Genomic DNA, 22,094 nt, shown 5'->3' with positions numbered 1-22,094 from the left:
CGCGCCTATATGGGAGCGAGGCAACGGGAGGCGCGCGATGCGTCCACGCCAGGCACGGCAACAGGTCCTGCACGCCCGGGAGTTCGAGTCGTTCGTCGCGGGCGCGGCCGGCCGGCTGCTGCATGCCGCCACGCTGCTCACCGCCGAACCCCCCGACGCCAACCCCTGCGCCCGCCGCCTGCTCACCGACGCCCTCGCGCGGACGTACGCCGATTGGGACCGGCTGCGCGGCGAGGACCCGTACGACCGGGCGCGGCAGGAGCTGGCCGCCCGCTTCGCCCGCTCGGCCTGGCGGGCACACCGCGGCCGGGGCGGGGTGCTCGGCGCGCTCGGCCCGCAGGAGCGGCTCGTCGTGGTGCTGCGGCTCGGCGAAGGGGTGGCCGAGGAGCAGGTGGCCGCGCTGCTCGGGCTTCCGGCGGAGCGCGTACGGGCGATCTGCGCCCGCTCGGTCGCGGAGCTGGTGCGGTCGTGAGCGCGCAGCGGGCGGAGGACCAGGTGCGGCGGCTCCTCGACGGGCCGCACCCCGTCGTCCCGCCGGAGCTGTGCCCGGAGGCGGTGCGCCGCGGGGCCCGCAGGGCGCGGCGGCGGGCGCGGGGGCGGTGGGTGCTGTGGCTGCTGCTCGGCGCGGCGTTCGTGGGGTTCATGGTCTGGGCGACCCTGAACCACCCCTGGACCCAGCCCCCGGCGAACCGCACACCACCCCTGGAGGGCTGGTGACACGGGACCCCACCGGGGCCCCGCCCCAGCCCCCGGCCTTCCGCCGCGGGCTGCTCTTCCCCTCCCCGCCCCTTCCCGAACCGGGGCTCCGCCCCAGACCCCTCCCCCAAGCTCTCGGCTGCGCTCGAGCAGGGGGGACCCCCATCTCAAACGCCGGAGGGGCTGAATTCACGTGCCCCTTCAGGGGCGCGGGGAACTGCGCGACCAGCCACGACGGCGCAGCAGCCGAACAACAACCGGGCCCGGGGGCGCCGGCCCCGAAGCCGTCCGCTGAGGACTTCGGGAAGGGGCGGGGAGGGGAAAAGAACCAGCCCGTCCGGCGCGGACCTCAGCCCAGAGCGACCCGCAGGTCCGCCATCAGGTCGGCCGCGTTCTCGATGCCCACCGAGAGTCGCACCAGGTCGGCCGGGACCTCCAGGGGCGAGCCCGCCGCCGAGGCGTGCGTCATCCGGCCCGGGTGCTCGATCAGCGACTCCACGCCGCCGAGGGACTCCCCGAGGGTGAACACCGAGGCCCGGTCGCAGACCTCGACCGCCGCCTCCTCGCCGCCCTCGACCTGGAACGACACCATGCCGCCGAAGGCCTTCATCTGCTTGGCCGCGACCTCGTGTCCGGGGTGGTCGGCGAGGCCCGGGTAGAGGACGCGGGTCACGCGCGGGTGCTGCGTGAGCATCTCCGCGATCCGCTCCGCGTTCTCGCTGTGCCGGTCCATGCGTACGGCGAGCGTCTTGATGCCGCGAAGGACCAGCCACGCGTCGAAGGGCCCGGCGACCGCGCCCATCGCGTTCTGGTGGTACGCCAACTCCTCGCCCAGATCGGGGTCGTTGACGATCAGCGCGCCGCCGACGACGTCCGAGTGGCCGCCCATGTACTTGGTCGTGGAGTGCACCACCACGTCCGCGCCGAGCGCGAGCGGCTGCTGCAGGTACGGGCTCGCGAAGGTGTTGTCGACGACGAGCCGCGCGCCGGCCGAGCGGGCCACCGCCGCGAGGGCCGCGATGTCGCTGATGCCGAGCAGCGGGTTGGAGGGCGTCTCGACCCAGATCGCCTTCGTACGGTCCGTGACGGCCGCACGGACCGCCGCCGGGTCGCTGGTGTCGGCGACGGAGAACTCCACGCCCCAGCGCGAGACGACCTTCGCGAACAGGCGGAACGTGCCGCCGTACGCGTCGTTCGGGATCACCACGTGGTCGCCGGTCACGAGCAGCGTGCGCAGCAGGCAGTCCTCCGCGGCGAGGCCCGAGGCGAAGGCGAGGCCGCGCCGGCCGCCCTCAAGGGCCGACAGATTCTCCTCCAGGGCGGTACGCGTCGGATTGGCACTGCGGCTGTACTCGTAGCCGCCGCGCAGGCCGCCGACGCCATCCTGCTTGTACGTCGAGACCTGATAGATCGGCGGCACGACGGCACCCGTCAACGGGTCCGCGGTGTTGCCCGCGTGGATGGCGATCGTCTCGAAGCCACGGCCGCTGTGGGCGGGCCCGTTGCTGTCACTGCTGTGCGTGTCGGTCATGCGGCCCGAGCGTAGTCCTCGGACTGGTTCGTCGTTTGTCAGTGGCGTCTGGTTCGCTTGTACGCATGGACATTCTCTGGGTTCTGTTGGGCCTCCTCATGCTCGGTGCGGCGCTCGGGCCGTTCCTGTTCCGCAGGCGCGGCGGAATCCAACTGGCCGCCCCCGGCTCGCCGGACGCCGCGGACCCGGCGAACTACGGCTTCGCGCTCCAGGAGGAGCTGGACATCCGCATGCCGGGACCGGACCAGGACCTGCTCGACGTCCTGGACGTCGTGCAGCGCACGCAGGACTGGAAGTACGCGGCGCAGCTCCTCGCCGGCACGGAGAAGGAGGGCGAGGTGCGCTGGCAGCGCGTGCAGGCCTTCGCGGGCGCGGCCTCCCTGGAGCTGGCGCAGCAGCCGGGCGGCGTCTCCGCCTCCCCCGGCGGCCAGTGGCTGCGGGTGTGGCGGGCCGAGTCGCCGAAGGACGCGGGCGGCGCGGCGGTGCACGCGGAGTTCCTGGTCCAGCAGGCGTTCCGGACGTCGATGCCCGGCACCGACGAGTACAGAATCATTCTCGAAGAGGCCAAGCAGGCCTGCGCGGAGGCGGCCCTGCTCGCCCCGGAGGACGTGGTTCCGCACCTCACGGAGCTGGCCGTGGCCCGTGGACTCGGCTATTCCCGCGAGGAGTTCGACCAGCTCTGGCTGAAGATCCTCGACCGCGCCCCGCAGCACATGGGCGCGCACCTGGCGGCGCTGCCCTGGTTCAGCGAGAAGTGGCACGGCTCGCGGGAGCGGGCGTACGAGTTCGCGGAAGCGGCCGCGGCGCGCGCCCCGCAGGGCTCGCTCCTCTCCGCCCTGCCCCTCTTCGCGGTCTTCGAGCACCTGCCGGAGGTCAACCTGGTGCGCAGCTTCTGGGAGAGCGAGGTGGTCCGCAAGGCCGTCGAGGGCGCCCAGTTCGCGGAGCACTCCACGCAGGCGGTCCGGCCCGACGACCCGATGCTCGCGCCGGTGCGCCATCTGCTCGTGTACTTCCTGGTCCGCTCCGAGCGCTGGGCCGAGGCGATGCACCAGCTGATCGCGGTCGACGGCCACGTGGGCGCGCTGCCGTGGACGCTCTCCCCGGATCCGGCCGCCGAGTACGCGGTGTTCAGAGCCCTGGCGGTCGCCGGGTACGAGGCGAACGGCGGCAGCCCGGCCACGCTTCCGCACTGAGGAATTCCGCCCGGCCGTCGGACGTTGACGGTACGCACACCCCTGCCCTTGGAGGACCTGATGCTGTTCGGACGTACGCCCGTCCTGCCGACCCGCGAGGAGGCCCTGGTCGGCCGCCCGGAGCGGGCCTACGCGGTCCCCGAGCGCCACACCGTCCTGGGCAACCCGCTGCTCGGCCCGTACCCGGAGCGGCTGGAGGTGGCGGACTTCGCGCTCGGCTGCTTCTGGGGGGCGGAGCGCAAGTTCTGGCAGACCCCGGGCGTCTGGACCACCCACGTCGGTTACCAGGGCGGCTTCACCCCCAACCCGACGTACGAGGAGGCCTGTTCGGGCCTGACGGGGCACACGGAGGGCGTCCGTGTCGTCTTCGACCCCGAGGTCGTCTCGTACGAGCAGCTCCTGAAGCTCTTCTGGGAGAGCCACGACCCGACGCAGGGCTTCCGCCAGGGCAACGACGTGGGCACGCAGTACCGCTCGGCGATCCACACCCACTCCCCCGCGCAGGCCGCGGCGGCCGAGTCCTCGCGGGCGGCCTACCAGCAGGTCCTCACGTCCTCCGGCCACGGCACGATCACCACGGAGATCCTCCCGGCGGAGGACCGCCCCTTCTACCCGGCGGAGGCGTACCACCAGCAGTACCTCGACAAGAACCCGGGCGGGTACTGCGGCATCGGCGGGACGGGGGTCTCCTGCCCGATCGGCGTGGCGAGAGCCGAAGGCTGACGTCACCGGGGTGGGCTTCGGAACGGACGCGCGCAGAGTGCGCGACGAGCGGTTGCCGCTCGCCCGACGGCACACGGCGTTGAGGTGCGCCGTCGGGAAGTACGGTCCGCTCGGATTCAACGCCACATGGGCGTACCTGGCCGCGACCGCGTGCCCCGCGCCCGATCTGCGGAGGGATCCGGTGGCCCTGCTGCGCGCACTGGACACGTTGGAGGAGAGCCGAGAGGTCCGGCTGGCCGAGGGGGAGCGCTTCGCCGCCCGTCGTCGTACGGAGAAGGCGGCCGGCCGTCGAAATCCGCGGGCCTCCGATGTGGCCGCCCTGCGTGGCCCTCGATGGCCGAGTGCCGCGCCGCCCTCCCGGTTGGGGCTGGTCGCCGCCGTCGCCAACCGCCACGCCGAGTTCCGGCGACTCCCCCGCCCCGGCGAGGCGCTCTCCCGCACCGTTCAGGGATGCCGGCTCGTCGACCTCCACACCCGGCTCGACGCCTCGGGCGCCGCGTACCTCGAAGCCCTCGGCCTCCTCGACCGCCCGGCGGCAGAGCAACTGGCAGCCACCGTTCACGGCCTCCACAGCCTTGCCCGTGCCGGCCACGCACCGCTGAGCAAGCACCAGTTCCCATGGCTGCGCTTCGCTGACCTCCTCGCCTATGCGGCGGGGGCTTCCTCGGCGATCGAGCGATGACATCAGCTGAGGACCCGTACCCGGTCCCGGCCCGCCTGGCGGCGCTCTGGCGGGCGCGACGCCCCTCGGGCCCGCCTGTCGCGCACGCGTTCCGGGGCTCGTACGCGGACCGCTGGGTGCGCTTCCACAGCCTGCCTGGGTCGAAGCGGTACCCGGAGTCGCCGGGCGAGTACGCGACCGTACTCGCCCGGTACAACACGGTCCTCGACGAACTCTTCGCCGGGCAGGACGTGTTCGTGGTGACCACCGACTGGTCCACGAGCCCGACCGGCCCCGCCGCGCACCCCACGCGCCGGGCACTCCACCCCGGCGCCGCCCTGTGGTGGACCGAGGCGGACGACGACGACCCGGACTCCGGGTTCCACACGTACGTGCACATGTATGCGGACGTGCGCCGGTGGGAACGCGGGTGTGCGGACGGCCTGTTGCGTGCCGTCGCCGGTGACGAGCTCGCCGGCGTGTTCCTCACCGACAGCGGGCTCCGACGGATCCACCACCCCTACGACGGCGGCGCGGACGTCGTCCTCGCCACTCCCGAGGAGCGCGACCGCCTGCGCGAGCGACACCGCGCGTGGCTCCCGCACCTCAGCCCGTCCGGCTCTTGAACGACCCACGACGCCACGCCCCCACCACCCCACGACGGCCCGGCAGACGAAATCCCGCCGAGGGGGCTCACCGAGCCTCGATGCGCCGAGGCCCCAGCGCTCGGGCCGTGTCGAGGAAGGCTCGGACGTGCGGGGGCGGAGTGAGGTCCGGGAGGGCCAGGGTCCAGCGGGTGGCGGGGGCGTCCTCGATGGGGACGAAGACCACGCCGGGATACGTGTAGTAGCGAGACACATGGGAGTTCAGGGGGCAGACCGCGCGGCCCGCGGCGACCAGCGCGAGGATCTCGTGGAAGGTCAGCGCCGGTGGCCCGCGGTGGATCAGCCGGCCGCCCGGCGTGCGGTCGGGGCACATCGCGCGCCGCCACTCGTCCGGGGCGCGGCCGCCCGGGTCCGGGACGGTACGCCCGGCCAGGTCCTCCAGGGACACCCGGGTGCGCGAGGCGAGCTCGGAGCCCTCGGCCACGGCCAGGACCCGCCCTTCGGTGAACACCACGGGCCCGGCCCGCAGCCCCGGCTCCGGCACGGGGGCCCACATCAGCTGGACGTCCGCCTGCCCGGAGCGGATCCGGGCGAACGGGTCGCTGAAGTGGAACTCCGTGAACGCCACGTCGCAGCCGGGGTGCCGGGCCCTGAACTCCTCGACCAGCGCGCCCAGTTCGACGGGGAGCACCCCCATCACGGCAAGCCGTACGGTCCCGGAGCAGGAGGCGGAGGCGGCCGCCGCGCCCGCCAGGGCCTGGCGGATCATCCGGTAGCCGGGGCGCAGCTCGTCGCGCAGGCGGCGGCCGAGCGGGGTGAGCGTGACGGTGCGGGTGCTGCGGTCGAACAGCGCGCCGCCCAGGCTGCGTTCCTGCCGGCTGATGGACTGGCTGACGCGTGCCTGCGAGAGGTGCAGCCGCTGTGCGGTGCGGCCGAAGTGCAGTTCCTCGGCGAGGGCCAGGAAGATCTCGATGTCCCGCAGTTCCACGTCCGCCGCCGCCCCCTCGCGGCGCACCCCGAGTGCGCCGCCCCCGTCCCGTCGATCACTCCCGCTTATGGCGGTGTTGCGGCCATCGGCGTTGATCAGGTCGGAAGCCTAGAGCAGGCTCGTACGCAGCACGGTCGAACGCCGAAAGGACCCGCACCTTGCCTCCCGACTCTCGTGTGCCTCCAGGCCCTCGCGTGTCTCCCGACCCTCGGGCGGTCCACCCGCTGCCCGCGCACGAGCGCGTGGTGTTCCTGAAGCCTCTGGTCGCCTCGCCGCAGATCGCCGTCGGCGACTACACGTACTACGACGACCCTTCCGGGGCAACGGAGTTCGAGCACCGCAACGTCCTGTACGCGTACGGCCCCGAGCGGCTCGTCATCGGCAGGTTCTGCGCGATCGCCACCGGGACGCGGTTCCTGATGGCGGGGGCGGAGCATCCGACGGTGGGGGTGTCCACGTACCCGTTCACGATGTTCGGCGGGCGCTGGGCCGAGGAGACGCTCGACATCGTCACGTCCCTGCCGAGCCGCGGCGACACCGTCGTCGGCAACGACGTCTGGTTCGGCTACGGGGCGACCGTGATGCCCGGCGTGCGCATCGGCGACGGTGCGATCGTCGCGGCCGGCGCGGTGGTCACCGCGGACGTGCCGCCGTACACGATCGTCGGCGGCAATCCGGCGCGGCCGATCCGGCAGCGGTACTCCGACGCCGAGGTCGAGCAGCTGCTCGGCGCGGCCTGGTGGGACTGGCCGGTCGAGCTGATCACCGAGCACGCCCGCACGATCATGGCCGGCGCCCCGGCCGACATCGCCCGCATCGCGACGGCACGCGCCTCCAACTGACCGGCAGTACACGGAAGTTCAACGACAGCGCCGTCCCCGCGACGGTCCGACAAGGCAAGGAGCACCTGCCATGAAGTTCGCCCTCGTCATCTTCGAGACGGACGAGTCCCGCCGCCGCATCAAGGAGGACCGGTCCGCGTACCGCTCGGCCTACGAGGCGTGGATCGGCGAGCTCGCCGGGTCCGGGAGGCTGGTCGGCGGCGACGCCCTGGACACCGGGACGGCCGGCCCGGTCACCGTCCGTACGACCGGTGAGGGCACGCCGGAGGTGACCGAGGGCCCCGCGTACGTCGGGGAGGAGAGCCTCGGCGGCTGGTTCGTCGTCGAGGTGGCCGACCGGGAGGAGGCCGTCGGGGTGGCGAAGAGCCTGCCGACGCCGGAGACGGTCGAGGTCCGCCCGCTCCTGGAGTCCGCCTGACCCGCACGCCCCTCCGGTCGAGCAGGATTCGAGAAGCGCGGCTCACCGCCCGGTACCTAGCATCGGGGCATGGACCTCACCATTCACACGAGCGCGCTGCCGCACACCGATCCCGAGGCCTCCCTCGCCTTCTATCGGGACACCCTGGGGTTCGAGGTGCGCAGCGACGTCGGGCAGGGCGAGATGCGCTGGATCACCGTCGGACCGGCCGGACAGCCCGACACCTGCATCCTGCTCGCGCCGCCCGCCGCCGACCCCGGGATCACCGAGGCCGAGCGGCGGACCATCGCCGAGATGATGGCGAAGGGCACGTACGGCTGGATCCTGCTCGCCACGCGGGACCTCGACGGGGTCTTCGCGAAGGTGCGGGACGGGCGCGGGGAGGTCGTGCAGGAGCCGACGGAGCAGCCGTACGGCATCCGCGACTGCGCCTTCCGCGACCCCGCGGGGAATCTGATCCGCATCCAGGAACTCCGCTGAGGAGGCGCCCCATGTGCAACCCCGCGTGGGCGCGCGCCCGCACCGCGGCCCAGCAGCAAGCCCAACGCGAGGCACAGCCCGAGGTGCAGGGCGAGGCACAGCCCGAGGTGCAGGGCGAGATGCAGCGCGAGACGCAGGCCGCTCAGTCCGAGAGCGTGACCGGGCGGTCCTCCCGCAGCTGTGCGAACAGGAGCTTCGACTTCTCCTTGTCCCAGACGATCGCGCTGCCCTTCGACGTGGCCAGGCCGACCGTGCGGACCGGGACGCCCAGCTGCCTGCCGTCGCCGCCGGACACCGCGCGCAGCGCCTTGAACAGCCGGGTGAGCTGACGCAGCCCGGTGGACTCGTCCACGACCAGGGTGTCCAGGCCCGCCTCGGCCGTGCCGACCACCGCCGAGGGGCTCAGCAGCACGTCGCGGGAGGCGGCCTTCGTCGCCAGGGCGGCCATGAACTTCTGCTGGTTGCGGGAGCGGCCGAGGTCGCCCTCCTTCTCCTGGTGCCGCTGGCGTACGAAGGCCAGGGCGTCGCGGCCGCCCAGGGTGTGGCAGCCCTTGGCCAGGTTCAGGCCGGACTTCTCGTCACGCAGCGGCCGGTCCACGCACATGCGGACGCCGCCGACCGCGTCCACGATGCCGACGAACCCGGCGAAGCCGATCTCCGTGTAGTGGTCGATGCGCAGTCCGGTGTTCAACTCGACGGTGCGGACGAGGAGTTCGGGCCCGCCGAGGGAGAAGGCCGCGTTGAGTTTGTTCTTCGCCGCCTTGTGGTGGATGCCGGTCCGCGGGTCCACGTACGCGGGGACGGTGACCCAGGAGTCGCGCGGCAGGCTGACCAGGCTGGTGCCGTGGGCGCCGGTGTGCAGCACCATCATCGAGTCGGTGCGGCGGCCCTCGGAGCCGATGGACGAGCCGGTGTGCAGGTCCCTGGTCTGCTTTTCGCTCAGGCCCTCGCGGCTGTCGGAGCCCACGATCAGATAGTTGGCGCCCTTGCCGGGGGCGGGCCGGTCCGGCAGCGCGGAGAGGTCGACGTCGCCGCCGAGGCGGGAGTCGGCCCACACATAGGTGCCCGCGCCGCCGAGCACGCTCAGGAGTACCAGGAGGCACAGGGCACGCAGCACCCGGCGGAAGCGGGAGCGCCGCCGCTTCGGCCGCCGCCCGCCGGGCCGTGGGCCGGCGCCGCCGGTGCGGGGGCCGCCGCCCGCCGCCCCGGAGACCGCGGGTTCGTGCGGCTCGCGGACCGGTTCGGGCGGGTGGCTGTCGTACGCGTCATACGTCTCGTGCGACGTGTACGAGACGTGTGCGTCGTACGGCTCCGGGGAGCCGAGGGATATCGGAGTCAGCGGGCGGGAGCCAGGGCTGGAGTTCAAGACCTCACCTCGAGACCGGCAGGCCGCGGCGGTCCGCCTCGGCGCCGATGTGCTTGGCCGCGGCGGCGGCCGTACCGGATCGGTGCATGCGCTGCCACTTCAGGCGGCTGCCGCCGACGAACGCGACCACCGACTGGATGACCACGAGATACATCAACTGCCGGTAGACGAACAGCTGGAAGGGCAGCGACCAGAGCGTGCGCCGGCGCTCGCCGTCGAGCTTCAGCGCGTACGCGGCAACGGCGATCTGCACGGCCAGGAAGCCGATCCACGTCGCCATGGACTTCACCGGGGAGTCGGTGAACAGGGCGCTGTAGAGCATGAAGACGTCGATGACCGGGGCGAGCAGCGGCAGCACCACCTGGAAGAGGAAGAGGTACGAGAGGCCGCGGCGGCCGAAGCGCCCTGCGGGGCCGACCTCGAAGACGGCTCTGCGGTGCTTCCACATCGCCTGCAGGGTGCCGTAGCACCAGCGGTAGCGCTGCCGCCACAACTGCCGCAGGGAGGTGGGGACTTCGGTCCAGGCGATGGCGGTCTCCTCGTACACGACCCGCCAGCCGGCCCGCCACAGCGCCATGGTGAGGTCGGTGTCCTCGGCGAGGGTGTCCTCGCTCAGGCCGCCCACGCCCATGAGCGCGTCGAGCCGGAACGCGCCGATCGCGCCGGGCACGGTCGTCATGCACTCCAGGACCTCGAACATCCGGCGGTCCAGGTTGAACCCGAAGACGTACTCCAGATGCTGCCAACGCCCCAGGAAACGGCGGCGGTTGCCCACCTTGGTGTTGCCGCTGACCGCGCCGACGGCCGGATGCGCGAGCGGCTGGACGAGGCGCTCGATCGCGTCGGCCTCGAAGACGGTGTCCGAGTCGACCATCACGACGTACGGGCAACGGGCGTACTTCAGGCCGTGGTTGAGGGCGGCGGCCTTGCCCGCGTTGGGCTGGCAGATCACCTGCACGCGCGGGTCGCGGTCGGCGTACTCGTGGGCGATCTCCACGGTGCGGTCCGAGGAGCCGTCGTCGATGACGATGATCTGCAGCTGCCGGTGGGTGGAGGCGAGCAGCGAGCGCAGGGTGCCGCCGATCCCGGCCTCCTCGTTGTACGCGGGTACGAGGACCGTCACCGGGTCGCGGATCTCGCGCAGCCAGGGCGAGCCGGGCCGGTACCGCTCCAGGCGCTTGACGTGGGCGCGGGCGAACACGACGAGCACGAACAGGCGGATCAGGCCGAGCACGGCGGCGGCGGTGAGGATCACGCCGAGGGCGGCGACGAAGCTGCGCCCCAGGTCCTGGAAGCGCATCAGCGCGGTGCCCAGCCACTGCTGCGGCTGGCTCGCCGGGGTCATGGCGGGCCCGGCGGCCAGGGCCGGCCCGCCCTTCGCATCGCGGAGGCCCTCGGAGACGGTGGCGAAGCGTCGGGCGTCCGGGTCGGCGAGCAGCTGACCGGTCTCGCGGTAGGCGAGGGAGGTCTGGCTGAACTGGCGCACGAGCCCGGCGGCGGGCTTGCGACCGGGCCGGTCGGCGGCGACCAGGAGGTAGCCGTCGTCCTCCGAGGCGCTGCGCGCGGCGGGCCACTCGGCGCCGCACAGGGTGGGGACGGTGGTGGTCATCGGCATCCGCAGCAGCGAGGTGCGGAAGCCGTCGGCGCCCGCGAAGGCGGACTGCGTGAGGTGGTGCTCCATGGCGCCGCGGACGGTGGAGGCGGTTCCGAGGTCGGCGCCGGTGTAGGTGTTGGAGCCGATCTCGTGGCCCTCGGCCCGGATGCGGTGCACCAGGTCGGGGTACTCGGCGGCCTTGGCGCCGCTGAGGAAGAACGTGGCGTGCGCGTCGTGCTTCTTGAGCAGGGCGAGCAGCCGCGGGGTCCACTCCGGGTCGGGGCCGCCGTCGTAGGTGAGGGCGACGGTGCCCGCGGGCATGGAGGCCGACCGCACCCGGTCCCCCTGGATGGAGAGGACGGGCCCGGCGTCGGCCGCGGCCCGGGGCACGGGTGCGGTGCAGTCCTGCTTGTCCTTGGCCCCGTCGACCTCGTTCTGCACCCAGCCGTGGAAGAGCAGGGCGCCGAAGAGGACGGACAGGGTGACGAAGAGGAGCGGCCAGTGCGCCCTCGGATCCCGTGCCTGCTTGTGCCGTGCCGCCATCAGGCGCCAGACGCGGCGGGGGCGTCCGGTTCGTTCAGGCCTTCATTCGATGGCCATATCAGCCACTTTTTCTTCACGCGCCAATCACACATGGGAGGCGAGTGTATTGATCTCGTGACCCGAGAATTGGGGCATTTACCGAAGAACCAGGACCACCAAGGAGCGTGACCTGCCCCACACTTCGTGCTTTCCCCCCACCCCGCCCCTTCCCGAAAGCCTGCGGCAGCTTCGGGGGCTCCGCCCCCGGACCCCCGCTCCTCAAACGCCGGAGGGGCTGGTTTTCAAGGGGCGCGGGGAACTGCGCGACCAGCCACGACGGCGGGGCAGATGAACGACAGCCGACGGCAGTCTTTCGGGAAGGGGAGGGGTGGGGAGAAAAGGGCGGCGGCCCTAGATCGTCGAGGCGTCGATCACGAAGCGGTACCGCACATCGCTGGCAAGCACCCGCTCGTACGCCTCATTGACCTGCTCCGCGCGGATCACCTCGATCTCCGCGCCCAACCCGTGCTCCGCACAGAAGTCCAGCATCTCCTGGGTCTCCGCGATGCCGCCGATCATCGAACCGGCGAGCGTCTTGCGGCCGCCGATCAGCGAGAACATGCTCAGCGAGTTCGGCTCCTCGGGGGCGCCCACGTTCACGAACGCGCCGTCCGTCTTCAGGAGCCGCAGGTACGCGTCCATGTCGAGCGGCGCGGACACCGTGGAGACGATCAGGTCGAAGCGCCCGGCGAGGGTCTCGAACGTGGCCGGGTCGCTCGTCGCGTGGTAGTCGGACGCGCCCAGGCGCAGGCCGTCGTCCTTCTTGCGCAGGGACTGCGAGAGCACGGTCACCTCGGCGCCGAGCGCGTTCGCGATCTTGACGCCCATGTGGCCGAGGCCGCCCAGGCCGACGATCGCGACCTTCTTGCCGGGGCCGGCCTTCCAGTGGCGCAGCGGCGAGTACAGCGTGATGCCGGCACAGAGCAGCGGCGCGGCCACGTCGAGGGGCAGGCTGTCGGGGATGCGGAGCGTGTAGTTCTCGTCGACGACGATCTGCGTCGAGTAGCCGCCGTACGTCGGCTCGCCGTTCTTGTCGAGCGCGTTGTACGTGCCGACGTTGCCCTGGGTGCAGTACTGCTCCAGGCCCTGCAGGCAGTACTCGCACTCTCGGCAGGAGTCGACGAAGCAGCCGACGCCCACGTGGTCGCCGACCGCGTGCTTGGTCACGCCGGGGCCGACCTCGGCGACGACGCCCGCGATCTCGTGGCCGGGCACCATCGGGAAGATGCCCTCGCCCCAGCCGTCGGTGGCCTGGTGGATGTCCGAGTGGCAGATGCCCGCGTACTTGATGTCGATCAGTACGTCGAACTCGCCGACCGGGCGCCGCGGCACGGTGGTGCGCTGGAGCGGGGCCTTGGCGGCGGGGGCGGCGTACGCGGGAACGGAAGTGCTGGTTGTCATGGCATCGAGCCTGCCGGAGCTGCCCGCGCGTACCCAGACCTCTGCTCTGCGTACGTCTGCGGTTCCTACCACTGGCAAGGACAGGCTCGCCGTCGTACGTCCCACGCTCAGGCGCGATACTGGCCGAATGGCCCCCATCGACCCGCCCGCCCCCCGTCCGGACGGCCCGCAGCCGGCAAGGCACTCGGCGGAGTCCCAGCTCGGCGAGTTCCTGCGGACCCGCAGGGCGCGCCTGAAGCCCGGCGACGTGGGGCTGCCCGACTTCGGCCGCCGGCGCCGCGTGCCGGGGCTGCGCCGGGAGGAGCTGGCGCAGCTCGCGGGCGTCTCGGTGGCGTACTACACGCGCCTGGAGCAGGGGCACGGGCAGAACGTCTCGGTGGAGGTGCTCGACGCGATCGCGCGGGCGCTGCAGCTCTCGGAGACCGAGCACGCGCATCTGACGCATCTGGCCAAGCCCAAGCAGATCCGCAAGAAGAAGAAGCTCTCGGCCCGGCCGCAGCAGGTGCGGGTGCAGCTGCAACACCTGCTGGACGCGATGGAGGGCATCCCCGCGTACGTCCTGGGCCGCCGCCTCGAAGTGATCGGCTGGAACCGGATGGCGTGCGCCCTGCTCGGCGACTTCGCGGCGCTGCCGCCCGAGGAGCGCAACATGGCCCGGCACACCTTCCTGGACCCGGTGGCGCACGAGCTGTACGGGGACTGGGAGGCGAAGGCAGTCGAGGTGGTGAGCGTGCTGCGCCTGGAGGCGGGCTGCTACCCGGACGATCCCCAACTCTCCGCCCTGGTCGGCGAGTTGTCGGTGAAGAGCGAGGACTTCCGGCGGCTGTGGGCGGCGCACACGGTGCAGAAGCGCGGCCACGGCACGAAGCTCATCCGGCACCCGGTGGTGGGCGAGCTGACCCTCGCGTACGAGACGCTCGCGCTGCCCGACAACCACGACCAGCACCTGGTCACGTTCCACGCGGAGCCCGGCTCGCACGCGGCGGAGTCGCTGCGCCTGCTCAACTCCTGGAGCACACAACCGGCTTGAGCCGCGCGACGACGCGTACGTACGACCGCGGGCGTACGTACGAGAGCGGGCCCGCACCGGAGTTCCGGTGCGGGCCCGCAGGCGTTCAGGGTGGGGGTCAGACGGCGGAGCCGGCCTTCCACTCGTCCCAGCTCATGTTCCAGCCGTTCAGGCCGTTGTCCGGGGTGATCGTCTTGTCCGGGGAGTTCTTGACGATCACGACGTCGCCGATCAGCGAGTTGTCGTAGAACCAGGCGCCCGCGGTCTTGGGGTCGTCCGCGCCCTTGGTGTCGGAGAGGCCGACGCAGCCGTGGCTGGTGTTGGCCGAGCCGAAGATCGACTTGGCGCCCCAGTAGTTGCCGTGGATGAACGTGCCGGAGGTCGACAGGCGCATCGCGTGCGGCACGTCCTTGATGTCGTACTCGCCCTTGCCGTCGTCGTCGGTGAAGCCGACCGTCGCACCGTTCATCCGGGTCTCCTTGAACTTCTCGGAGATCACCATCTGGCCGTTGTACGTGGGGTTGTCCGGGGAGCCCGCGGAGATCGGGATGGTCTTGACGGTCTTGCCGTCCTGCGTGACCGTCATCGTCTTGCTCTTGGCGTCGACGGTCGAGACCTGGTTGCGGCCGATCTTGAAGGTCACGGTCTTCTGCTGCACGCCGTACACGCCGTCGGCGCCCTCGACGCCGTCGAGGTCCAGCTTGAGGGTCACGGTGGAGCCCTCCTGCCAGTAGTCCTCGGGGCGGAAGTCCAGGCGGTTGGCGTTGAACCAGTGGCCGACGACCTCCTGGCCGCTGCTGGAGCTGACCTTGATGCCACCCTGGACGGCGGCCTTGTCGGTGATCGCCTTGTCGAAGTTGATCGACACCGGCATGCCGACGCCGACTTCCTTGCCGTCGTCCGGGGTGAAGTTGCCTATGAAGCTGTTGGCGGACGACACGGTCGTGAACTTGGCGTTCTCGTGCGCCTCACGACCCTTGCCGTCCTCGGCGACCGCGGTGACCTTGTACGTCGTGCCGCGCTCCAGCTGGGCGTCGGGCTTCCAGCTCTTCTTGTCGGCCGCGAGGGACCCGGCGACCTCGGTGCCGTCCGTGGTCTGCATCTCGACCTCGGTGAGGGTGCCATCGCTGACGGTCACCTTGGCCGCGTTGTTGATGCTGGCCTTGTTCTCGCCGTTCTTGGGCGTGATCTTGATCTGGGCGGCCGAGGCGTCCTTGGCGGCGGCCTCGTCGGCCTGGCTCTGCGACTTCCTGTTGCCGTCGCCCGCCTTGCCGCCCTCGTCGCCGCCGCTACAGGCGGAGAGCACCAGAACGCCACTGACCAGGGCAGACGCGGCTATGAAACCCCTGCGCCGGTTACCGACCGTCATCACACGCTTCTCCATCGTTGCCGAATCCCCATGTCCCCGTGCGGGCGCCCGCGGAGGCGATCCCGTCATGCTTTAGAACACCCATGACGGTTCGTCCGGTTCCAGGTGTGCGGAAGATGTGGGGAAGGCCACGTGCGTATGCCCGTAACCCTGCCGTTTCTAGCAGTACGTCTCGGGGTGGCGGAACCCGGCCCCGGTCACTGCTCCTCGTCGGCCTCTTCGTCAGCCTCTGCGGACTCTTCGTAATCTTCGGACTCGTCCTCGTCGACCTCCCAGTCGACCTCGTCGTCCACCTCGTCGTCGTCCCAGTCCTGGGCCTCCGGGTCGAAGTCCACCGGCTCACTACTCCACGAGGCCTGCGCGAGCTCGACGCCCGGCACCTCACCGACCAGGCCGAAGGGGTCGACCAGATACGCGAGCGCCTCCGCCGCGTCCTCACGCACCGCCGACTCGGCATGCGCACGCTCCTCGTCGGGCATGAATTCGTCGTGCCCGATGCGGTCGAGAGCGGCGCCCGTGAGGGCTTCGGATTCGGTGATGTCCAGGACCAGTTCGACCTTCAGCCGGACATAACGGGATGTCTCAGGAGTGCTCATATGACGGAGCGTAAGGCGTGGCCCCCTCCCGGCTTTCCCACGACCCGCGGCTTTCATTAGCATCAGCTCACACGGCCAAATCGCCAGTACACAAGGGGGATCGATCCCGTGTCCGCCGCACGTCGCTCGCTGCTCACCACCGCCGCCGCGGCCTCCGTTCTCGGCGCCCTGTGGTTCGTCCCCTCCGCGAACGCGACGGCCGACCGGCACGAGGAACGCCACCGTACGGAGCGGGCTCCCGTCGCCGCCTCGGCAACCCCGCGCCCAGACGCCGCCCCGGCCTCCACCGCCTCCGCCCCTGCCGGGACCCGCCTCGCGGAGACCGGCGCGGTGAACACCACGCCGTACGTGATCGGCGGGCTGCTCTTCCTCGGCGCGGGCGTCGGCTTCGTCGCGTACTCGGCCCGCCAGGAGCAGCTCTCCTGACCGCCGGAGCCCCGCAAGGGCTCTAGGCCAGCGGTCCCGTCACCGACTGCACCGCCGCGAGCAGCGCCCCGGTGCGCACGAACTCCTCCGCCGCCGCCAGATCGGGCGCCAAGTGCCGGTCGGGGCCCGGACCTTGCAGGCCGGCCGCCCGCGCGGCGGCGATCACGGCACGCGAGGCGGGCGCGGGTTCGAGGCCCGCGCGCAGCTCGATCCCGCGCGTCGCGGCACACAGCTCGACGGCCAGGATCCGCGACAAGTTCCGTACGGACGACCGTAGTTCACGCCCCGCCGACCAGCCCATCGAGACGTGGTCCTCCTGCATCGCGGACGACGGGATGGAGTCGACCGACGCGGGCACCGCGAGCCGCTTCATCTCGCTGACCAGGGCGGCCTGCGTGTACTGGGCGATCATCAGGCCCGAGTCCACGCCCGGGTCGTCGGCCAGGAACGGCGGCAGCCCGTGCGACCGGCTCTTGTCGAGCAGCCGGTCCGTGCGCCGCTCGGCGATCGACCCGAGGTCGGCGGCTGCGACGGCCAGGAAGTCCAGTACGTACGCGACGGGCGCCCCGTGAAAGTTCCCGTTCGACTCGACCCTGCCGTCGTCTAGAACCACCGGGTTGTCGACGGCCGCGGCCAACTCCCGCTCCGCGACCGTACGGGCGTGCGCGAGGGTGTCCCGGCCCGCGCCCGCGACCTGCGGGGCGCAGCGCACCGAGTAGGCGTCCTGGACGCGCGGCGCGTCGTCCTGGTGGTGGCCGGTCAGGCCCGAACCGTCAAGCACCTTCCGCATGTTGGCGGCCGCGGCGGCCTGGCCGGGGTGCGGGCGGACGGCGTTCAGCTCGGGCGCGAGGACCTTGTCGGTGCCGAGCAGCGCCTCCAGGGAGAGCGCGGCGGTGACGTCCGCGCTGCGGTAGAGCAACTCCAGGTCGGCGAGGGCGAGGAGCAGCATGCCGAGCATCCCGTCCGTGCCGTTGAGCAGCGCAAGGCCTTCCTTCTCGTGCAGTTCGACGGGGGCGAGGCCGTGCTCGGCGAGGAGTTCGGCGGCGGGCCGCACCGTGCCGTCGGGGCCCTCCGCCTCGCCCTCGCCGAGCAGCGTGAGGGCGCAGTGCGCGAGCGGCGCGAGGTCGCCGGAGCAGCCGAGCGAGCCGTACTCGTGGACGACCGGCGTGATGCCCGCGTCGAGCAGCCCCGCCAGGCCCAGGGCGACCTCCGGGCGGACACCGGTGCGCCCGGAGCAGAGTGTCTTCAGGCGCAGGAACATCAGGGCGCGCACGACCTCGCGCTCCACGTGCGGGCCCATGCCCGCGGCGTGCGAGCGGACGATGTTGCGCTGCAGCCGGGTGCGCAGCTCATGGTCGATGTACCGGGTGGCGAGCGCGCCGAAGCCGGTGGAGACGCCGTAGACCGGCGCGGGCTCGGCGGCGAGCGCGTCGACGATCCGGCGGGACGCGGCGAGCGCCGCCAGCGCCTCGTCCGACAGCTCGACGCGGGCGCCGCCCCGGGCGACGGCGACGACCTCGGCCGCGGTGACCCCCGAAGGGCCAAGGACGACCGTGTCCACGGGATGCTCACCGTCCACGGAATGCTCACCCTCACGCATGTGCTCAGCGCCCCCGGAAGCGGCGCCGCTCGCCCTGGCGAAGTGCCGGGCCCGGCTCGTCCGCGAGCCGCACGACCGGATCGTCCGGGCCCTCACGCCCCGCCACCACGGGCTTCTGGGAGCGCGCGGCCTTGGCCCGGTACTGGGCGGCGTCCGCGAGCCGGAACAGGCGGCGGGCCGAGCGCACCGGGCCGATCGGGTCGCCGGTCGACGCCACCCCGCACGCGACGCCCTCGCCCAGCTCCAACTCGCCCCCGCGCACGCAGAGTTCATCGGCGACCCGGACCACTTCGTCGGCGCTCGGCCCGGTCGACAGGAGGCAGAACTCGTCGCCGCCGAGCCGGGCAGCGAGCGCACCGGGCAGCATCGCGCCGCACAGCGAGAGCACCGAGCCGAAACGTTCGAGCAGTCGGTCGCCGACCGCGTGGCCCCGGGTGTCGTTGACCCGCTTCAGCCCGTTCAGATCGCAGACGACGAGGGAGACCACGACGCCCTCCGGGTCCGCCCGGTGCCGCTCGATCGCCTCGTCCATGCGGGCGTCCACGGCCCGGCGGTTGGCGAGCCCGGTCAGGGAGTCGGTGTACGCGAGTCTGCGGGCCTCCTCCAGGCGCTCGAACTGGGCAATCCCGGCGGCGATGACGGACACGAGGACGGTGGCGAAGTCCGCGTCGTTCCGATCGAACACGGGGACGCCGGGCGGCCGCGCCACGTACAACTCGCCCCAGGCCCGCCCGTGCAGCACGATCGGGGCGACCACGCAGCTGCCCCGACCGCGCCTGCGCAGCGCGGCGACCCTCCCCCAGCTAACGCTGGGAGGTGCCCCCAGGTGGCAGTGGCCGGCCCTGGCGTCCTCCCTCGGACCCTGCGCGGTCTCGACCCAGGCGTCGGGCTCGCCGCCGCCGGCCCACCTCTCGTGCAGGAACTCGGTGATCTCCGGGAACTGGTGCACGGGGTACGCCTCGTCCTCGGGGAACTCCTCCTCGTCCGGGGCCCGTTCGCCCGCGTTCACGAGTACGCGGAGGCGCCCGCGATGCCGCTCCCACACCGAGAGGGCGGCGAAGCTCCCGCCCAACGCCCTGCGCGCCCCCTGGGCCGCGGCCAGCCAGGACTCCCTCGGCGAGTGCGCGGCGGCCATGGCCTGCGCCAACGCGACGACGGCCCGCAGCCGGTCTTCCTCCTCAGCCATTCCCCCAGGCTAGGGAGTTTCCCCCCACTTCGCCCTTTTCCCCACCCGGGGCTACCACCCCGCCCCCCACTACCGGGGCTGCGCCCCGAACCCGACGGCCGCCCTTCGCCTGCACCTCCGCTGTGGCCGTTCGCGCAGTTCCCCGCGCCCCTAAAAAACCGCGGCTACCGCCCCGACCCTCACAGCCGTCTTTCACCTGCAGCTACGCCGTGGCTGGCCGCGCAGTTCCCCGCGCCCCTAAAAACCGGGGCTGCGCCCCGGCCCTCCTGCTCCGCAGATGCCGCGGGCTGGATCCTTGCGAGGTGGGGCTGAACTGTGCGGGCTGGGGCTGCGATGAGTGCCCCGATAGGGGCGCGGGGAACTGCGCGAACAACGACAGCGGCGCGGCAGCCGAAAAACAGCCGGGGGCCGGGGCGCAGCCCCCGATCTTCAGGGGCGCGGGGAACTGCGCGAACAACCACGACGGCGCGGCAGCCGAAAGACAGCCGGGGGCCGGGGCGCAGCCCCGGTAGCAGGGGTCAGGGGAGGAAACTACGCCCCAGGCCACACCGGCTTCCGCTTCTCGTTGAACGCCGCAACCCCCTCCGCCCGATCCCCGGAAAACGCCACCGAACGCCAAGCCGAGTCCTCCACATCGAGCCCGGACCGCAGGTCCAACCCCTGCCCCAACCGCAGCGCCCGCTTCGCCGCCCGCAGCCCGACCGGCGAGTTGCCCGCGATCCGCGTGGCGAGGGCGAGCGCCGACTCCCGGTCCCGCCCGGCCTCGACCAGCTCGTCGACGAGCCCCAACTCCCTTGCCTCGTCCGCCTCCACGCGCCGCGCGCTGAACACCAGCTCGGCCGCGCGCGCGGCCCCGACCCGGCGCGGAAGCAGCTGCGTGCCACCCCCGCCCGGGATGACGCCGACGGACACCTCGGGCAGGCCGACCACGGCGGTGGCGTCGGCCACGATCAGGTCGCAGGCCAGGGCGAGTTCGAAGCCGCCGCCGAGGGCGAAGCCGTGCACGGCGGCGATGGTCGGCATGGGCAGTTCGAGCACACCCGTGTACGCGGCGCGCGTGGTGGGCCGCTGCCGTACGAGCTCGGCGTCGGTGAAGGAGTTGCGCTCCTTCAGGTCCGCGCCGACGCAGAAGGCCCGCTCATGGGTGGAGGTGAGGACGGTGACGCGTACGTCCGGATCGTCGCCGAGGGCGCGGCAGGCGGCGGAGATGGAGCGCGCCATCGCGGTGGACACGGCGTTCATGGCTTTCGGCCGGTCGAGCACGAACTCGGCGACGTACTCGTGTCGCCTCACGACGACGTGTTCCCCGAACCGCTGCTCCGACATGGCGCCTCCGCCCTCGATCACGCTGGTTAACGACCGTTACCAACGGATCATGTCAGGCCTGCCCGACGAGGCCAAGGCCTGTGGATAACCCTCGCCCGCCCAGCCCGCACCGCCCGCGCCGTCCGCACCGCCCGGAACGACAGCCCGGGGCCCGGCTCAGTCGCGCCGCGAAAGCAGCCAGGGCTCGATCATGCCGAGGCCGCGCACCGGGCGCTGCCACATCGGCTGGAGCCCGAAGCGGTACGCGACCGGCTCCGTGCCCTCCTTCTCGGCGCGCTCGGCCTCCGCTGCGGCCTCGGACTCGGAGGCCGGGGCGTCGCCGGTCCTGGTGAGCTCCTCGGCGAGGGCCCCGTCGACCAGGACGGTGTCCTTGGGCGCTATCGAGGTGAGCCGGCTCGCGAGGTTCACCGTCGTACCGAACACGTCGCCCATGCGCGTGGTCACCGTGCCGAAGGCGATGCCGACGCGCAGCTCGGGCATCGTGTCGTCGTTGGCCATCGTCTCGATCAGGCGGAGCGCGATCTCCGCGGCGGTGCCCGCGTCGTCGGCGCAGAAGAGGACCTCGTCGCCGAGGGTCTTGATGAGGCGGCCGCCGCGGGCCGCGACCAGGTCGGCGGCGGTGGTCTCGAAGGCCTCGACCAGCTCGCCGAGTTCCTCCTCCTCCATACGGCGGGTCAGGCGCGTGAAGCCGACGAGGTCGGCGAAGCCGACGGCGAGACGCCGGTCGACCATCTCCTCGTCGTCGCCCGCCTGCACGACCCGGCTGGTGGCGGCGGCCAGCTGGCGGCGCCACACGTAGACGAGGAACTCCTCCAGCTCGGGCAGGAGCAGCTCGACCAGCGGGTACGTCACCTCGGTGCGGGTCATGCCCGGCTCGGGCGGCTCGGTGAGGCCCTCCAGGAAGGAGTCGATCTGCCATTCGGCCAGGCGGGCGGTGGTCTGCCCGGTGGAGCGGGCCACCTGCACGGCCATCGCCTCGCTGAGGAGGCCCGCCTCGACGAGGCCCGCGAGGCGCCGGAGCGCCAGCACGTCCGCCTCGGTGAGCGCCTTGGCCTGGCCGATGTCGGGGAAGCCCATGGCGCGCCAGAAACGGGACGCGAGCTCCATGGAGACGCCGGCGGTGCGGGCCGCCTGGAAGGCCGTGTAACGCCGCTCGGCGCCGAGGATCAGCTGCTCGAGCCGGAGCGCCAGCGGATCGCCCGCGTGGTCGGCCGTGGCGTCGTCGGCATCCCGGGGGGCGGGGTGGGTGCCCGTGCCTGAGCCCGTGTCGTCGACGGTCACTGCGTGTTGCCCTTCCGGTCTGTCGCGGTCTGATAACGACCGGCCCCAACGATACGGCAGGTGTGGGTTGCCTCACGTATGCCGGAGGATCCCGTCCGTCCGGGATTCGAGACAGCTGCCGCTGGGCACACTGCCCGATCACTTTCGGCCCCTGTCGCGGGGGGGGGGGGGGGGGCGGGGCCCCCCCCCCCCCCCCCCGGCGGGGGGCCGGCCCCCCCCCG

22 protein-coding genes are annotated in these 22,094 nt (G+C 72.3%); 11 read left to right on the top strand and 11 right to left on the bottom strand.

Annotated features, from left to right (window positions below; genetic code table 11):
- Nucleotides 1-37: 37 nt before the first annotated feature.
- Together QIS96_RS30070 and QIS96_RS30065 are read left to right on the top strand one after the other, a co-directional pair.
- Entirely contained in the window at nt 38-472 is a 435-nt protein-coding gene (locus QIS96_RS30070) for a sigma factor-like helix-turn-helix DNA-binding protein (RefSeq protein WP_282545957.1), read from the top strand.
- Nucleotides 469-717, top strand: coding sequence for a hypothetical protein (locus QIS96_RS30065; protein WP_282545956.1), 249 nt, complete (start codon nt 469-471; stop codon nt 715-717). Before QIS96_RS30070 ends, QIS96_RS30065 begins: the two co-directional genes overlap by 4 nt.
- 328 nt (nt 718-1,045) lie before the next feature.
- Here the strand turns inward: QIS96_RS30065 and QIS96_RS30060 are convergent, their stop codons facing one another.
- Nucleotides 1,046-2,227 carry a cystathionine gamma-synthase gene (locus QIS96_RS30060; RefSeq protein WP_282545955.1) on the bottom strand — a complete coding sequence of 394 codons (1,182 nt, stop codon included), beginning with the start codon at nt 2,225-2,227 and terminating at the stop codon, nt 1,046-1,048.
- 65 nt (nt 2,228-2,292) lie between these two features.
- On the opposite strand from QIS96_RS30060, the gene QIS96_RS30055 reads away from it, so the two are divergent.
- Genes QIS96_RS30055 through QIS96_RS30040 form a run of 4 tightly spaced genes read left to right on the top strand, consistent with a single transcriptional unit; the run spans nt 2,293 to nt 5,430 of the window.
- Complete coding sequence (locus tag QIS96_RS30055; protein ID WP_282545954.1) at nt 2,293-3,420, top strand: hypothetical protein; 1,128 nt, start codon at nt 2,293-2,295, stop codon at nt 3,418-3,420.
- Nucleotides 3,421-3,477: 57 nt separating this feature from the next.
- A complete protein-coding gene (msrA, locus tag QIS96_RS30050; protein ID WP_282546007.1) occupies nt 3,478-4,143 on the top strand; it encodes a peptide-methionine (S)-S-oxide reductase MsrA in 666 nt (221 codons plus the stop codon).
- A gap of 10 nt (nt 4,144-4,153) precedes the next feature.
- Nucleotides 4,154-4,825: a hypothetical protein gene (locus QIS96_RS30045; RefSeq protein ID WP_282545953.1), complete on the top strand. Its 672-nt coding sequence runs from the start codon at nt 4,154-4,156 to the stop codon at nt 4,823-4,825.
- A complete protein-coding gene (locus QIS96_RS30040) occupies nt 4,822-5,430 on the top strand; it encodes a DUF3885 domain-containing protein (protein ID WP_282545952.1) in 609 nt (202 codons plus the stop codon). Before QIS96_RS30045 ends, QIS96_RS30040 begins: the two co-directional genes overlap by 4 nt.
- A gap of 67 nt (nt 5,431-5,497) precedes the next feature.
- On the opposite strand, the gene QIS96_RS30035 is transcribed toward QIS96_RS30040, so the two are convergent.
- Complete coding sequence (locus QIS96_RS30035) at nt 5,498-6,424, bottom strand: LysR family transcriptional regulator (protein WP_282545951.1); 927 nt, start codon at nt 6,422-6,424, stop codon at nt 5,498-5,500.
- 167 nt (nt 6,425-6,591) lie between these two features.
- On the opposite strand from QIS96_RS30035, the gene QIS96_RS30030 reads away from it, so the two are divergent.
- The 3 genes from QIS96_RS30030 (at nt 6,592) to QIS96_RS30020 (ending at nt 8,137) form a co-directional block, all read left to right on the top strand.
- On the top strand, nt 6,592-7,239 hold the full coding sequence (locus tag QIS96_RS30030; protein WP_282545950.1) for a CatB-related O-acetyltransferase: 648 nt from the start codon (nt 6,592-6,594) through the stop codon (nt 7,237-7,239).
- Between the two features lie 70 nt (nt 7,240-7,309).
- Complete coding sequence (locus tag QIS96_RS30025) at nt 7,310-7,657, top strand: YciI family protein (RefSeq protein ID WP_282545949.1); 348 nt, start codon at nt 7,310-7,312, stop codon at nt 7,655-7,657.
- A 69-nt stretch (nt 7,658-7,726) separates the two neighbouring features.
- Nucleotides 7,727-8,137, top strand: a complete 411-nt coding sequence (locus QIS96_RS30020) for a VOC family protein (RefSeq protein WP_282545948.1) — start codon at nt 7,727-7,729, stop codon at nt 8,135-8,137.
- Between the two features lie 142 nt (nt 8,138-8,279).
- Here QIS96_RS30020 and QIS96_RS30015 read toward each other — a convergent pair whose 3' ends face one another.
- From QIS96_RS30015 to QIS96_RS30005, 3 genes are all read right to left on the bottom strand, one after another.
- On the bottom strand, nt 8,280-9,503 hold the full coding sequence (locus QIS96_RS30015) for an LCP family protein (protein ID WP_282545947.1): 1,224 nt from the start codon (nt 9,501-9,503) through the stop codon (nt 8,280-8,282).
- A gap of 4 nt (nt 9,504-9,507) precedes the next feature.
- Entirely contained in the window at nt 9,508-11,640 is a 2,133-nt protein-coding gene (locus tag QIS96_RS30010) for a bifunctional polysaccharide deacetylase/glycosyltransferase family 2 protein (protein ID WP_282545946.1), read from the bottom strand.
- A gap of 390 nt (nt 11,641-12,030) precedes the next feature.
- Nucleotides 12,031-13,080: an NAD(P)-dependent alcohol dehydrogenase gene (locus QIS96_RS30005; RefSeq protein WP_282545945.1), complete on the bottom strand. Its 1,050-nt coding sequence runs from the start codon at nt 13,078-13,080 to the stop codon at nt 12,031-12,033.
- Nucleotides 13,081-13,207: 127 nt separating this feature from the next.
- Between QIS96_RS30005 and QIS96_RS30000 the strand changes: the two genes are divergently transcribed.
- Nucleotides 13,208-14,110, top strand: a complete 903-nt coding sequence (locus QIS96_RS30000) for a helix-turn-helix transcriptional regulator (protein WP_282545944.1) — start codon at nt 13,208-13,210, stop codon at nt 14,108-14,110.
- Nucleotides 14,111-14,207: 97 nt separating this feature from the next.
- Here the strand turns inward: QIS96_RS30000 and QIS96_RS29995 are convergent, their stop codons facing one another.
- Nucleotides 14,208-15,473 carry a L,D-transpeptidase gene (locus tag QIS96_RS29995; RefSeq protein ID WP_282545943.1) on the bottom strand — a complete coding sequence of 422 codons (1,266 nt, stop codon included), beginning with the start codon at nt 15,471-15,473 and terminating at the stop codon, nt 14,208-14,210.
- A gap of 182 nt (nt 15,474-15,655) precedes the next feature.
- Nucleotides 15,656-16,054, bottom strand: a complete 399-nt coding sequence (locus QIS96_RS29990) for a hypothetical protein (protein WP_282545942.1) — start codon at nt 16,052-16,054, stop codon at nt 15,656-15,658.
- 108 nt (nt 16,055-16,162) lie between these two features.
- Between QIS96_RS29990 and QIS96_RS29985 the strand changes: the two genes are divergently transcribed.
- Nucleotides 16,163-16,480, top strand: a complete 318-nt coding sequence (locus QIS96_RS29985; protein ID WP_282545941.1) for a hypothetical protein — start codon at nt 16,163-16,165, stop codon at nt 16,478-16,480.
- 22 nt (nt 16,481-16,502) lie between these two features.
- Here the strand turns inward: QIS96_RS29985 and hutH are convergent, their stop codons facing one another.
- The 4 genes from hutH to QIS96_RS29965 all read right to left on the bottom strand — a co-directional run bounded on the left by hutH (nt 16,503) and on the right by QIS96_RS29965 (nt 21,873).
- Nucleotides 16,503-18,041, bottom strand: a complete 1,539-nt coding sequence (gene hutH, locus QIS96_RS29980) for a histidine ammonia-lyase (protein ID WP_282546006.1) — start codon at nt 18,039-18,041, stop codon at nt 16,503-16,505.
- A gap of 43 nt (nt 18,042-18,084) precedes the next feature.
- The gene (locus QIS96_RS29975) at nt 18,085-19,266 is read right to left on the bottom strand and encodes a GGDEF domain-containing protein (protein WP_282545940.1); all 1,182 of its coding nucleotides are present in this window, start codon (nt 19,264-19,266) and stop codon (nt 18,085-18,087) included.
- 531 nt (nt 19,267-19,797) lie between these two features.
- Nucleotides 19,798-20,592 (bottom strand): enoyl-CoA hydratase/isomerase family protein, encoded by a 795-nt coding sequence (locus QIS96_RS29970; protein ID WP_282545939.1) that lies wholly within the window; start codon nt 20,590-20,592, stop codon nt 19,798-19,800.
- 156 nt (nt 20,593-20,748) lie between these two features.
- On the bottom strand, nt 20,749-21,873 hold the full coding sequence (locus QIS96_RS29965; protein WP_282545938.1) for an adenylate/guanylate cyclase domain-containing protein: 1,125 nt from the start codon (nt 21,871-21,873) through the stop codon (nt 20,749-20,751).
- Between the last annotated feature and the right edge of the window lie 221 nt (nt 21,874-22,094).

The sequence above is a fragment of the Streptomyces cavernicola genome (assembly GCF_029968035.1).
Lineage (GTDB): Bacteria > Actinomycetota > Actinomycetes > Streptomycetales > Streptomycetaceae > Streptomyces > Streptomyces cavernicola.
The sequence above is the reverse complement of the archived record's forward strand: the minus strand, read 5'-3'. Positions and strand labels throughout refer to the sequence as shown.